This is a genomic window from Bradyrhizobium sp. 157 (assembly GCF_023073815.1).
GTDB lineage: Bacteria > Pseudomonadota > Alphaproteobacteria > Rhizobiales > Xanthobacteraceae > Bradyrhizobium.
Map to the genome: position 1 here is coordinate 82,012 of NZ_JADPKF010000111.1, position 14,398 is coordinate 96,409.

Consider the following 14,398-nt stretch of genomic DNA (forward strand, 5'->3'; position numbering starts at 1 on the left):
TATCGAATGGCGCTAGGTTGAAAATGCCCTCAACTTGACGGTACATGTGCAGGGCAGCCCTTCGCTACCGCTTCTGATCTAAAAGACCGGCAAGCTGGTGCGGCAAGTCGGCTTCCGTTTGATCGTACAAGACGCCGCTCGCTCTCCGCGTCGACGATAAACGTGTCGCTCGACAGTGGTTGGCGCTTTCAGCTGACGCGCCGCTAAAGCTTGATCAGGATTGCATAATCAACGTCTGCGCCGAATGCACCTTCAACTCCCTCCAAATAGGCCTGGTGGCCGTCGCTGGTGGACGCGGTCGGCGAGTCGATCCAAAATAAAAAGTTTCAAGCTCTGGAAAGTCCGCACGTTAGTGCTACAATTTTTACGCTCAGACCTGGAGAGCACCCTTCCTGGTTTTCGGCCCGGTATGGGAGAGCGTGTAACGTGCTTGCTCGTGAAAGTGCAAGAGGCGACACCTCAACGCGGTCGGACGACAAGTTTCGTCTGAGTGCGCCGCAGCTTTCGCTCGCGAAAGGCGGCGCCATCAGGGGCATGGGCGAGAAGTTTGCCACCAATCCTGTCACTGGCAACGGCTCTATGACTGTGCCGATCGCCATTTCTCCGGGCCGGTCGGGATTCGGCCCGGAGCTCTCACTTTCCTACGATTCTGCCTCCGGCAATAGCCCATTCGGCTTCGGTTGGAACCTCTCGCTTCCTGCCATCACTCGCAAGGCCGATAAGGGGCTCCCCCGATATCTGGACGCATGCGACTCGGACGTCTTCATCCTCTCAGGTGCCGAAGACCTCGTTCCTGTATATCGGCAGGACATCGACGGGTTCTGGGTTGCCAGTCATCCAGGTTACCAACGCGACCCTGAGGGTTCCTGGGTGCGCGACTTCGCCGGTCGCATGGTCATTTACGAAGACGAACTCGACGGCTACCGCGTCCGCCGCTATCGGCCAGGCATCGAAGGGCTCTTCGCCCTCATCGAACGCTGGAGCAAGCTCGGCGCGCCAAGCGATGTTCATTGGCGCTCAATTTCCAAGGACAATATCCTCACCCTCTATGGCCTCGATGCGAACTCGCGCATCGCAGATCCGTTGCATGCAAGCCGTGCCTTCAGTTGGCTGATCTGCGAGACGCGTGATGAGAAGGGTAACGCAGTGCTCTACCGCTATAAAGCGGAGGACGGACTTGGTGTCGATCTCGGCAGTGCGCATAAGCGCAATCGTGGGCAGCAAGATGATGCCCGTCGGACGGCCAACCGTTACCTCAAGCGAATCCACTATGGCAACCGTACGCCGCTGCTCGACACCGCTGGTCATCGCCCTCGCTTCCTGGACGAGGCACAGATTGACGCTCAGATCGGCAGCGCCGATTGGATGTTCGAGGCGACCGGGGTCGATTTGGAGAAGGGATTGGAATGATTTCGTATGTGCGTTCTAGTGGACGAACGGGAGTAAATGGGAGACATGAGCTTCGAACCCAAGAAACTCTTCGTAGGCTTGATGAAGTTCTTCTCCATCTTGCTGCCGGGCGCGCTGCTCACCTATCTCCTGATGGGTGAATTGGGCTCGGGCGGTGCTGGGAGATCGATACTCCAAACTGGCCGCCGCGAAGCCGGGGCCGCGCTCTTGTTCGCGAGCTATCTTCAGCCATTTGTTTTCCGGCCCTGCACCTTGAAACACCCAAATTCGATGCTCGTCCGCCGAAGCCGCTTGCTGCTTCCGCTGGTGATGAAAAAAGATGCGCGGTTTTCGCGTGCGCGAACTCATTGCGCGTGGTTACGGGAGATCGAACTCATCTAGTTATTGTAAGGCGCGTCTGCGTCGGGAGGCTGCAATGAACAAGATCACTCCTTCGCTTAAACAAGGCGCGCGCGGCACAGCCGTCGCGGATCTCCAGGACGCGCTTCGCCATTGCATCGCTGAAGGCATTGTTCGCATCGGCAGCGCCGACCGGCGCGCGCTCGAGCAAGGGCTGCAGCGCGAACGCCATGGCAGCGCTTACGGCGACGTCACCCACCGGCTCGTCCGCCTGTTTCAGGAGCAGCACCGGCTGAAGGCGACGGGAGACGTCAACCGTCCGACAGCCCAGGCGTTGAACAAGCTGCTGCCTGATAAGAATTTTCCGCCGCCGCCACCTCCCGGGCAGCCGCGCAAGCCTCCCCCATATGTTGTGAAGGGAGTTGTGCGACACGAAGATGGCTCGCCCGCGCCCGAAATCCAAGTCGTTGCTTTCGACCGCGACCTGCGCAGCGAGCAGCGTCTCGGCGAAACCCTCAGCGACGCCACCGGCGCCTATGAGATCGGTTATTCCTCGGACCAGTTTAGCACGCGCGAGCGCGGCGGAGCCGACTTGGTAGTGAGGGCCTTCCACAACAACTCGCTGCTTTTGACGTCTCCAACCCTCTTCAATGCATCGCCGCAGGCGGAGCTCGATCTTATCGTCCCGGCGGACAAGTCCCCCTCGCTGATTGAAAGGATCTCGCGCGCCATACGGCCGCTGCTCCACGGCCTCGCGGTCGATTCGCTGCAAGAGGACTCCCGGCAGCAGGATGTGAGCTTCCTCTCGGGCGAGACCGGATTTGCCAAGGACGTCCTTGCGCGATTCGTGCTGGCGCACCAGTTGGCGCGCGAAAGCATCGGAAGTGAATTTTGGTTCGCACTGCTCGGCGGCCCGTGGTTCCAATTCGCCGAAGATCGAAGCCTGCAGGACCAGATGGCGGCCCTGCGTCGCTCGCTGCCCCTGGTCGACGCGAGCGTGGCGCGCAAGGCGCTTACGCGCAGCTTCGATCAACACGAAATCCCAACAGCCTTACGAGATAGTATCGAGAATTGGATCGCGGCATTCCTGCGCCTAGCCGCGCAACTCGCGATGGGAGATTCTTCGGAACCAAGCTTCCTCGGCCAGGCGATCGAGCATGCTGGAATCGAAGACGAGGAAAAACAACGCGCGGTGGCGATGCTGTTCATGCAAAACAAGGGGTTCACCCGGCAGGTCGCGGATAGTCTAGAGAAGCAAGGCGCGTTCACGCCGCAGGAGGTTGCCGATCTCAGCGCTTCGTTCCAGCTGGCGGAGCTGACGAACGGAGACTTCTCGGTTGTGAGCGCGATCCGAAAGGAATTCCAGATACTCAGACCGGAGGAGATCCGCAGGCTCGCCAAGAAGAGCGCAAGCCAGTGGACCTCTTTGATCGAGCGCAAGCACGCGGCCGGCGAGATCAAGATTCCATTGTCATTCAGTGAAGACCGGGGACCTGCTCGGGCGTCCGCCGGCCGGCTCTACGCCGTGCAGCTCGAGCGTCAGTTCGTCAAAGCATTTCCCACAGCGGCATTCGCCGGCGGGCTCGAACGCGCGCTCGCGAATGGCGGCACTCATGGATTGCAGCACGCAAGCATGCTGCACGGCTTCTTGGAGGAGCACGAGAATTTTGAGTTGCTCAATACGCATATCGACGAATTCCTCGACAAGCAGGCTCGGTCAGCTTACCGCCATTCGGCTGCGAATGAAGGCTTCCGCCGCGAGCTGAAGGCGATCCAGCGGATGTTCAAGCTGGCGCCACGCTTCGAGGCGACCGATACACTTCTTGCCGATGGCGTGCACTCTTCGCAGACGGTTTACAGGATGGGCGAGAGCGCATTCGTGCGGCGTTACGCCGGCCGTTCCGGTTTCGACATCGATAGCGCCCGCGCCGCGTGGAATTGCGCCGCCGATACCCACGCCGCGGTACTGACCGTGGTTGCGGATTTGAAGGCATACGAGGCTGAGGGCCTGCCGCGGGCTCTGCTCAACGGCAATGCAGCGCTGTCGCAGTTCCCCAACTGGGCCAACTTGTTTCAAACCGGCGATCTCTGCGAATGCGAACATTGCCGCTCGGTGCTGAGTCCAGCCGCGTATTTTGCCGACCTCTTAATATTCCTGCGCGACCGCAAGGCCAAGGATATCCTTTTCAACCGCCGCCCCGACCTTGGCTTCATCGAGCTCAACTGCGTCAACGCGTTGACGCCGTTGCCGTATGTCGATGTTGTCTGCGAAGTGCTGGAGAACGTCGTCGCGGCGGGCGCCAATGACATTCCGTTGCCCGGGTTTACGGTGATGCCGGCCGATACGGCGGCAGCCAAGGCTGCGGTCTTGGCGGCACTCACCCCGCACGGCATCACGTTGGGCGCCGACTTCGTCATCTCCCAGGTCAATCCGGCCGATCCCGACCGATGGGTCGTGCATGGCGACGACATCAGCTACCTCTTGAAGAAAAAACTCGGCCCTGCTTTCGTCGCTGAGATTCTGCGCAACACCAAGGCGGACGCAGCCGAGCTGCGGGCCTATCCGGCCTATGTGAATAGCGCGGCCTATGTCGAGCTGCGCCAGGCGCGCTTTCCATTCGGCTTACCCTTTGATCTGTTCGCCACTGAAGTCCGCGCAGCGCTACAGAAGGGCAATCTGCAGCGTTGGGAGCTGATGCGCGTTTTCCTTGGTCCGGGCGCGCCGAACAACCCAACCGACATCGACATCGCGGCCGAGTATTTTGGCATCAGTTCCGATCCGTCCGCCGCCTTCGATGAGCGGCGGATGATTCTGCATGCCGCTGCCACGGTGAACGGCCAAAAAACCGCTTGGGGCGAACCCAATAACAACAATTGGCTTGCCACTATCTCCAACGTCAAAACGTTCCTAGGAAAGACGGCACTGGAATACGACGATCTTCTCGCCCTGCTCGACCTGAAATTCATCAATCCGACCGGCGCGATCACCATTCGGCATCTAGATGCTTCCTGCGACCTCGACCAGAAGCGGCTTGAGGGGCTGAACGAGGCTTCGCTCGATCGCATTCATCGCTTCCTGCGGCTATGGCGCAAGCTCGCAAACTGGCGAATGTGGGAGCTCGATCTCGTCGTCCGACATGCCGGCATAGGTGGCGGCATGCTGAACGAGCCGTTTCTCATCCAGCTTTTGGCCTTCAGCCGCTTGAAGACGAGATTGGGAAGCAAGGCATCGGTCGAGCAGCTCTGCGCCTTATTCGGCAAGCTGACCGTTGATAGCCATTTCACCAAGCCGCACGGCCGCCGAGCCGACGGGCTTTATTCCAACTTGTTTCTCAACAAGAAACTGATCAAGCCACTAGACCATGCTTTCGACGTGGCAACCGTTGACGTTGCAGGACCGACCGTCGAGAAGATTCCCGGCCATCAGCCGGTGATACTCGCGGCGCTTGGCATTCGTCAGGCAGATCTGGACGTACTTACGGGACTTACGCGCGCGACGGACAATCTACCCTATCTCACGGACGATCTCACGCTCTCCAATCTTTCGTTCCTCTGGCGACACGCGTGGCTTGCCAAACAGCTCAAGTACAAGGCCGCTGATTGGAAGGTCCTACTCAAACTTTTCAATCAAGACCTTATCCAGTTTAGTAATGCGGAGGAGGCCTTCGCGTTCGTCGAGAAGGTTGACCGGTTGCGTGCAAGCGGCTTCACGATCGACCAGGCCAATTGGGTGCTGACCGGCGACCGCGCCGCAAAGGCGGCACCCAAGGAGGCCCAGGCGGCTCTCGCCCTGACGGCCCTGCGCAAGGAGCTGCAGGCGATCCGGGATGAGTTCGACGCCGCGCGCTATCCCTTTCTCAATCCGCCCTCCGACGTCGGTAATCTCATCGCATTGCTCACCACATTGCTGCAGCGCCTGCACCGCGATGAGCCATCGACCAAATTCTTCATTGCCACGCTGCAGGACGAGGCCGTCATTGAACTAAAGGTGGCGGGCCTACCTGCCGGGTTCGCTTTCCCTGCGCCAATCAAGAGTGCGATTCGCATCAGCTACGACGAACCATCCACCACGCTGCGCTTCACGGGGCTGATGAGGGAGCCGGAGCGCACGATCCTGCTCAACGATCCGGCGCTCGCTGCGGTGACCGGCATTGCCGCTTATCAGAACGCGATCCAGGAGTTTTTCACGCGGCCGCGTCTGGCGCTGAAATTTTTCGATCTGGCATTCGCCGCCCCGCTGACAACGTTGCCCGCCGCCGTCGACTTCAAGACGCTTTCCGACGCCGCGTTGGCGCAAAAGATCAGCTACGATGCCGAGGAGCGCCTGCTGCGTTTGGCGGGCATTCTTTCCGCCGAAGACAAGGCTGCGCTCGACACGCTTTCGGCCGACGCCGCCTACCGCAACGCGGTCAACAGCCTGTTCACCCAGCCGACGCTCGGACCATTCCCGTCCGAAAGGATATGGCTGCAGGATGCCGATCTGCAATTTCCGCTGCGCGATCTGGTAAACCCGGCCAACGATCACCTCGCCGCCAACCTCGCAACGGCTGTAAAGGAAGCGCTGACCTACCTCTCGAAGACGCTTTCGGCGAGTGCCGTGGTCCAGCACGTCAGTGCGAGTACCGGCCTGACCGAAGCCATTGCGCGCCGGCTGGTTACGCAGTACGCAATTCTTCCCGCCACCTTGATGACGCACCTCACCGTCACGTTCGCGCCAACAATCGGTGTGGTCGATTACGCAACGCTCCCGACCACCTTTAATGGGTGGTTCTGGGCCGGGCGAGTGGCTCTGCTGCTGAAGACTTGGAAGCTCACACTTCCGGAGTGGGAAAAGCTTTCGGCGCTCACGGCGTCGGCAAAACTCATCGATCCGATGACGTTGCCGCTGACTACGGCGAGCGCCGTGGCGTCGGTCGAGCAGATGTCACGACAAAGCCAACTCCTTCATTTTCGGGACGGTATGCCGGAAACAGACGTCAAGTTCCTCGACGTGCTTACGAGCTTGAACGGGGGCGCCTATACGGTGGCGAGCTTTGCCGCCGACGTGCACGGCATGAACGAGGCATGGAGCGCCGCTGACGCCGAAGAGCTTGTTACCGCGCTAAGTCCCTCCTATCCGTCCGACTACCTGCTGGCCGAAACTTGGGAGCGGCTGCGCCGGGCGTTTGCGTTCATTGACAGCCTCAGCGCCGGGACGAGCATCGTCAAGACGTTCGCAGCGCCTGCAATGACGGCCGTGCATGCCCGCACGGTGAAGGAGCTATTGCGCTCGAAGCTCGGCGACGACACTTGGCTCACTTGGATCGGCGAAATCCAGGACGTATTGCGCGAGGCGAAGCGCACCGCGCTGGCCGCCTACCTATTGACGCGTCCGAAACCGGCCGATGCGCCGACCGGCAAATGGGAGAACACCAACGATCTCTATGCCTACTACCTGCTCGATGTTGAGATGTGCGCGTGCCAGTTCACTAGTCGCCTGGTGCAGGCGTCCGGTTCGGTTCAGTTATTCGTGCAACGCTGTCTTCTAGGGTTGGAGCCGGCGGTCACTGTCGAAGCCGACGGTCCCACCGGCGACAGCGCATGGCGGTGGTGGACCTGGATGCGCAAGTACCGGGTGTGGGAAGCCAATCGCAAGGTTTTCCTCTGGCCGGAAAATTGGATCGAGCCCGAGCTGAAGAAGGACCGCTCTTCGTTCTTCAAGGAGTTGGAGAACGAACTGCTGCAGAACGAGATCAACAAGGATACCGTCCAGTCGGCCTTCGCAGGCTATCTGGAGAAACTGGATGGCGTCGCGCAGCTGGAGATCGCCGGATTTTTCCAGGAGGATGACGGCAATACTGCGATCCTGCACCTGTTCGGCCGCACCAAAGGCGCTGACCCGCATCTCTACTATTACCGGCGTTACGACTATCGCCAATGGACCCCGTGGGAAAAGATTGATCTCGATATTCAGGGCAATTACCTGATCCCAGCCGTGGTCAACAAGCAGCTGTTCCTGTTCTGGCCGGTGTTCTCAGAAGTACCCGATGAGAGGGCGAACAACAGAGTCACGACGCCAAGCCCCAATCAGTCCGTCGATCTACAGGAGACGACGAAGAAGCTGCGCCTGCAGATGGCCGTTAGCGATTATCGGCAGGGCAAGTGGACGCCCCGGCGCATCTCAACCGATGCCGATGAAAGCTCGATCTACCATATCGAGATCGTCAGCAAGCACTACCGTTTCTTTCCGATCGACCGGACCGCGACGGAGGGGCGTTTCCTCATAGTTTACGATGGCTTCAGCGTCGGCACCGCGCCGACCGACGGCCCCCCGACACCCGTGGCGCAACTGTCCAAGGCATTCGAGGTCTCCGGCTGCAAGGGCGTTCCCGAATTGGTGAACTTCTCGGGACAATACGAGCATGCCATGCGTCCCGAACAGGCGGCGACCGGCCCCTATACGGATTTCCTTAAATGGGTCGAGCTTCCGCAGCGTCAGGATAATCCGCAAAACGATCTCTCCGTTGCGATCCTGCAGCCGAATGCCGCGCTGTTCGAGTTGTTGAAAAACACGCCATGGCTATTCCACATCAGCCCTCCCTGGCACCCCTCCTATCTTGATCGGCTGGTACTCGCCGGACTTTCGATCTTGCCGACATTCGACAGGGTGTCGCGGACGCCGGTCGGCAGCTGGCTGCCCTGGTTCTATAACGACAAGAAGCGCACTTACTTTGTGCTTCCCACGCTCGTGAAGGATCAGGCCCCCGGGGGCGCGGACACTGGCGGTTCCCTGCTCTACTATCCCGACATCAAGCGCAATTTCCGGCAGTGGGAAATGTATTTCGAAGGAGAGATCCGCAACTTGGTCCAGACGATCGACTTCAACGCATTGAGCGCGGCCGATCGCGATGCCTGGCAGCAATTCCTATACCAGCGAATGGGCGGGGAAACCCCGCCTCCATATACCTCGGTGCAATTAGCCGAGTTGACCGTGCAATACTACATGCGCTTCGTGCAGTATTATCTGGGCTGGGTCGCTTCGGCGCTGTTCCCACAGCGGCGTTTCCACTTCAAGAACTTCTATCACCCGTTCGTCTGCGACTTCGCCCGGATCGTCTACAACCCGGTGCAAGGTATACCCGCCCTCATGCAGCGGCAGACTCAGCTCAAGGGCCTCAAAGACGGCGTTTTCGATTTCAGGCAGATCTACGGGCCCAGTCCCTGGCTTCTCAAGGAACACTTCGACCCGCGGGAGATCGTTGACTTCGCGCCCGACGGCGCCTACTCGGGTTACAATTGGGAGTTGTTCTTCCACGCGCCGCTGCTGATTGCCAACGCGCTCAGCCGCAACCAGCGCTTCGAAGAGGCGCGCGACTGGTACCATTTCATCTTCAACCCGATCGGCGTCGAAAGTCCGATTCCAGGCGGCTCACCGATGAGCAAGTACTGGATTACCAAGCCGTTCTTCGAGGCGACCGAGCTGGACTACCTCCGGCAGCGCATCGAAAACATCATGCGCATGCTGGCGGGTGACACCAGCGCGCCCGGCTTCTCATACAACCTACAGGCGGAGCTCGAGGGGCAGGTACTCGACTGGCGCAACAATCCATTCGAGCCGCACCGGATCGCCAACTACCGCACCGTGGCCTATCAGAAGACGGTCGTGATGAAGTATCTCGACAACCTCATCGCCTGGGGTGACTACCTGTTCCGCCAAGATAGCATGGAGAGCATCAACGAGGCCACGCAGCTCTACGTGCTTGCCGCCGAAATTCTCGGGCCGCGTCCGCGGCGGGTGGCGCCGCAGGTAAAGCCACCGGAGCAGACCTTCAACGAACTCGAAACCGACCTCGACAGCTTCTCCAATGCCCTAGTCGAGGTAGAGAATTTGATCCCGCAACAGCAGGGGAATGGCCAGGGGAGCAACAACTCGCCGCCGCTGCCGATGCTGTATTTCTGCATCCCTCATAACGACAAGATGTTGGCCTACTGGGATACGGTCGCCGACCGCCTCTACAAGATCCGCCATTGCATGAACATCGAAGGCGTGGTGCGGCAGCTCGCGCTGTTCGAACCGCCGATCGAACCGGGCGCGCTGGTCAAGGCCGTGGCCGGCGGCATCGACATCGGTTCGGCGCTCGCCGACCTCAACGCACCGCTTCCGCTGTATCGCTTCAACGTGCTGCTGCAGAGGGCAAACGACACCTGCAACGACGTGAAGATGCTGGGTGCGGCGCTGCTCGCCGCGCTGGAGAAGAAGGACGCCGAGGCGCTGAGCCTGCTGCGCCAGAGTCACGAGGTTCGGCTGCTAGAGGCCGTAAAGGCAGTGCGCGAGCAACAGATCGACGAGGCGAAGGAAACCCTTACCGGAATCAAGCGCACGCGCGCGATGACTGTGGTGAAGAAGACGTACTACGAGAGCCGCGAGTTCATGAACCCGGGCGAGATCGCCGCGACGGTTCTCAACGCTCTCTCACTCGTGTCCCACACGGCGGGCACGATAGCCGACACGCTCGCCGGCGTGATGTTCCTGATTCCCGACTTCAAGGTCGGCGCGTCAGGGTTTGGTGGCAGTCCCCACGCAACCATCGATCCGCCGAGCGGTTCGAAGATCGGAAAGAGCGTGGAGCGCGGCGCAAACGGCCTCTACAACTTGGCGACCATTTCCGACAAGAGCGCCGCGATCGCGGCGGTGCTCGCCAGCTATCAACGGCGCAAAGAGGAGTGGGATTTCCAGAAGGAATTGGCGGTTAAGGAGCTCGACCAGATCGACAGTCAGATCGACGCAGCCGAATTGCGAGTGCGGCTGGCCGAGAAGGAGCTTGAGAATCACATCCTCCAGATCGAGAACGCGAAGGCCGCTGACGAATTCATGCGTTCGAAATACACCAACGAGGAGCTATACCAGTGGCAGGTCGGGCAGATCTCGAGCGTGTTCTTCCAGAGCTATCGACTGGCCTACGACTTGGCGAAGCGCGCGGAACGCTGCTTCCGCTTCGAACTCGGCATGCAAGACTCGAGCTTCATCAGTTTTGGTTACTGGGACAGCCTGAAGAAGGGGCTCATGTCCGGCGAAAAACTGCAGTATGACCTGCGACGACTTGATGCCGCCTATATCCAGCAGAACCGGCGCGAGCTGGAACTCACCAAGCACGTTTCGCTCGCGCTGTTGGACCCGTTGGCAATGGTCAAGCTGCGCGAGACCGGCCGATGCTTCTTCCGACTGTCGGAAGAAATCTTCGACCTCGATTTCCCCGGTCACTACTTCCGGCGCATCAAGTCGGTCAGTCTCACGATACCGTGCGTGACCGGTCCCTATACGACGATCTCGTGCACGCTTCGGCTGCTGAAGAACAGCATCCGCATCAATACGACGAGCGGCGATGACGGTTATGTCCATAACGTCGACGACGAAGGAAATTTGATCGAGGACGTGAGGTTCATCGAGAACAACATTCCGGTCCAGTCGATCGCCGCCAGCAGCGGCCAAAACGACAGCGGCCTGTTCGAGCTGAATTTCCGCGACGAGCGTTACTTGCCGTTCGAGGGCGCGGGTACGCTCAGCGAATGGTCGCTGGAGCTGTTCAGCGATCAGCCCGCCAACAATCCGGACCCGATGAACCCTGATTTCGGCCGGCCGCTTCGGCAGTTCGACTACGGCACCATCACGGACGCGATAATGCACATCAAGTATACGGCGCGCGAGGACGGCGGAACGTTCAAGAACGGCGCCATCCAGCACCTCCGAAGCCATTTCGAGCAGGACGGCGCCACGCCATCACTGCGCGCCTTCAGCCTTCGGCACGAGTTCCCAAGCCAGTGGAGCCGCTTCCTCCATCCGGCCGATCCCGCCGACGGCAACGTCTTCGACGTCACCATGACGGCGGATCTGTTCCGGAACTTGGATCTCGGCAAGACGCTCAAGGTGAACACGATCTGGCTGCTCGCACGTTGCACCGATGCGGGGAATTACAAGGTCGTCCTCACGCCGCCGCTTCCCGAACCGCCGCCTGCCGCAGCGAATGAGCTCTCGCTCGTCCGCAGCAACCAGTTCGGTGGGCTGCATTTCGCGCAGCGGGACAGCAGCCCGGATGGCGTCATCATAGAATCGAGCAATCCGGTCACATGGCAACTGGCGATGACGCGTCCCGGCGGTGGGGACCTACAGGAAGATCCGGTGACCAAGGCGATGGAGGTGGAGGATATGGTGCTGGTCGTGGGCTATGAATGGGAGTGATGTTTTCGCCGCCCGCGGCGTCCGCCTGGGCTGATCGCCGCGGGTGGTTGTTCGCGCGATGAACGAGGCCGCTAAAGGAGTGTGTCCCCATTTCCGTACAGGGGCATATTGCTGACCACGACGATTCGACCGCTGACTCCAGATTGGCTCTTGGACGATCCAGCGTTTTCTGAAATTGCAGTGTCTGCGCGAGGATCAAGATTTCCATATTCCGAGGCTCGGGGGACCGACCTCCGATGCGACGCACCCAAAAATACCGGGCACTGGATGCGGGCTCCATGCTAATCAAATATCGTGACCTTGGTCTGTATCAGAAAAGGGAGGTTGGTAGTGCCCAATGTAAAAATTTTTGACGATCGGTATGATCCACCTCGCCTTGAAGTTCATCAAGGCGATAGAGTCGCGTGGTCGAATAATGGCGGCACGGTTCATTCTGCTAGGGCTGACGATGGCTCTTTCGATACGGGCCGTATCGATCCTGGAAAGACCGCGGAAGAAGTCATCAAGCAGCCGCCAGGTTCAACAATTTGGTATCATGACTTCCACGTCGAATTTCGTGGCGAGATCGTCGTGGTAAAGTAGTCGAACGTGTCCGGGATCTCGTAACCATCAAGAGTGGAGATGAGACAGAAATCCGTGAACCAGAAGCCGTCGTCCGAGCGGATTGTAAAGGACATTCGGCGAGCAACTCGCAAACAATATTCGGCCGAGGAGAAGATCCGCATCGTGCTGGACGGCTTTCGGGGTGAGCACAGCATCGCGGAGCCTGTATTACAACTGGTCGAAGGAGTTCCTGGAAGCCGGCACGCCGAGACTGGCCGGGGATACAGCACGAGCGGCGACCAGCAGCGAGGTCAAGGACCTGCGACAGGAAGCCAAGGCGTTGAAGGAAGTCGTCGCCGAGCAGGCCCTGGAATTGCGGTTGCTCAAAAAAAGCATGATCGCGGATCGGGACGGCGAGGAATGAGATATCCGGCTTCGGGGAAACTGGAAATCATCCGCCTGGTCGAATAATCCCATCTTCCGGCGGGCCGGACGTTGGAAAAGCTCGGCATCCTGCGCTCGACATTCTACCGCTGGTATGACCGCTACCAGGCCGGCGGGCCTGAAGCATTGGAAGATCGACCATCCACGCCCAGGCAGGTCTGGAATCGCATCCCTGACGAGGTGCGTGAGCGGATCGTCGATCTGGCATTAGACGCGCCGGAGTTGTCGCCGCGGGAACTGGCCACGCGCTTCACCGACAAGGAAAGCTATTTTGTCTCCGAAGCGTCGGTCTATCGCTTGCTCAAGGCACACGCCCTGATTACCAGCCCCGCCTTCGTAGTGATGAAGGCGGCGGATGAGTTCAAGGACAAGACGACAGCACCGAACCAACTCTGGCAGACCGACTTCACGTATCTAAAGGTGATCGGCTGGGGCTGGTTCTATCGTTCTATCTGAGCACGATCCTGGATGACTTCTCCCGCTACATCATCGCCTGGAAGCTGTGCACGACGATGAAGACCGAGGACGTCACGAATACGATGGAGTTGGTTTTGACGCCATTAGGTTGCGATAGGGCGCGGGTTGTCCATAAACCGCGCCTGCTCAGCGACAACGGGCCCAGCTACGTCTCCGGCGAACTAGCAAAATGGCTCGACGAGCAGGATATGGTGCATGTTCGTGGCGCGCCAATCATCCTCAGACCCAGGGCAAGATCGAGCGCTGGCATCAAACCTTGAAGAACCGCATCCTGTTGGAAAACTATTACCTGCCTGGCGATCTCGAAGCCTGCATCGGCAGGTTCGTCGATTACTACAACCACCAACGCTATCACGAGAGCCTGAAAAACCTCACGCCGGCCGATGTCTACTTCGGGCGCGGGGACAATGCATCAGCTACGTCGCCGCGCCGGGCTAGCTTTTGTAAATTGCTCAAATAAGGTCTTAGTGGTTCAATACTAGTCGCGCTCTGCAACGTTCTTCCTACTATAGGTGACCTATACGCTAGTAGCTCTGCACGAGATTATAATCAGAGCGATGGATTTTCAATTTACACTAGGGCTATTCATCTGGACCGACATCAATAGAATCGCACGCGATCTCGAGCTCGGACCCGCTGTGCAAAATAAGTCTCCTTATGATTTGTGGAGGCACGATCCCCATCTCGGATAGCTGACGGAGACCTTCCTTCATGTCCTCAGACGCTCCTTCGTCAAGCGACTGCACTGTGTCGTATCCTGTGATATGACCTAACAGTGTTCCAGACGCTCGAACTACGTTGGAAAATGTTACAACTAGCTTTTTCCCGCACCAGTCTGGGTAACCGCAGTCGTCATCACAAATAACGTTCATTAGTAAATTCTTGTTCTTGTCGGTGGAGGCGAATGTGATTTTCTTTAAGAGCGCGTCGTGTAGGTAGTCCAGCTGCTCAACATCCTGAACCTTCATA

5 protein-coding genes and 1 pseudogene are annotated in these 14,398 nt (G+C 59.1%); 5 read left to right on the forward strand and 1 reads right to left on the reverse strand.

All coding sequences use genetic code 11. The features are described from left to right. Positions 1–426 precede the first annotated feature (426 nt). From IVA95_RS34615 to IVA95_RS34635, 5 genes and pseudogenes are all read left to right on the forward strand, one after another. The gene (locus IVA95_RS34615; RefSeq protein ID WP_247514592.1) at positions 427–1,410 is read left to right on the forward strand and encodes a SpvB/TcaC N-terminal domain-containing protein; all 984 of its coding nucleotides are present in this window, start codon (positions 427–429) and stop codon (positions 1,408–1,410) included. A 45-nt stretch (positions 1,411–1,455) separates the two neighbouring features. Further along, positions 1,456–1,791 carry a hypothetical protein gene (locus tag IVA95_RS34620; RefSeq protein ID WP_247514593.1) on the forward strand — a complete coding sequence of 112 codons (336 nt, stop codon included), beginning with the start codon at positions 1,456–1,458 and terminating at the stop codon, positions 1,789–1,791. 34 nt (positions 1,792–1,825) lie between these two features. After that, on the forward strand, positions 1,826–11,965 hold the full coding sequence (locus tag IVA95_RS34625; RefSeq protein WP_247514594.1) for a neuraminidase-like domain-containing protein: 10,140 nt from the start codon (positions 1,826–1,828) through the stop codon (positions 11,963–11,965). Positions 11,966–12,295: 330 nt separating this feature from the next. After that, complete coding sequence (locus IVA95_RS34630; RefSeq protein WP_247514595.1) at positions 12,296–12,547, forward strand: cupredoxin domain-containing protein; 252 nt, start codon at positions 12,296–12,298, stop codon at positions 12,545–12,547. A 39-nt stretch (positions 12,548–12,586) separates the two neighbouring features. Beyond that, positions 12,587–13,832: pseudogene (locus IVA95_RS34635) on the forward strand (IS3 family transposase); the annotation flags it as partial. Between the two features lie 178 nt (positions 13,833–14,010). On the opposite strand, the gene IVA95_RS34640 reads toward IVA95_RS34635, so the two are convergent. Next, complete coding sequence (locus IVA95_RS34640; RefSeq protein WP_247514596.1) at positions 14,011–14,397, reverse strand: hypothetical protein; 387 nt, start codon at positions 14,395–14,397, stop codon at positions 14,011–14,013. Between the last annotated feature and the right edge of the window lies 1 nt (position 14,398).

Excerpts from the sequence above, each read along its gene's own strand:
- IVA95_RS34620 (WP_247514593.1), top strand. The coding sequence starts at position 1,456 with ATGAGCTTCGAACCCAAGAAACTCTTCGTAGGCTTGATGAAGTTCTTC.
- IVA95_RS34625 (WP_247514594.1), top strand. The coding sequence starts at position 1,826 with ATGAACAAGATCACTCCTTCGCTTAAACAAGGCGCGCGCGGCACAGCC.
- IVA95_RS34640 (WP_247514596.1), bottom strand. The coding sequence starts at position 14,397 with ATGAAGGTTCAGGATGTTGAGCAGCTGGACTACCTACACGACGCGCTC.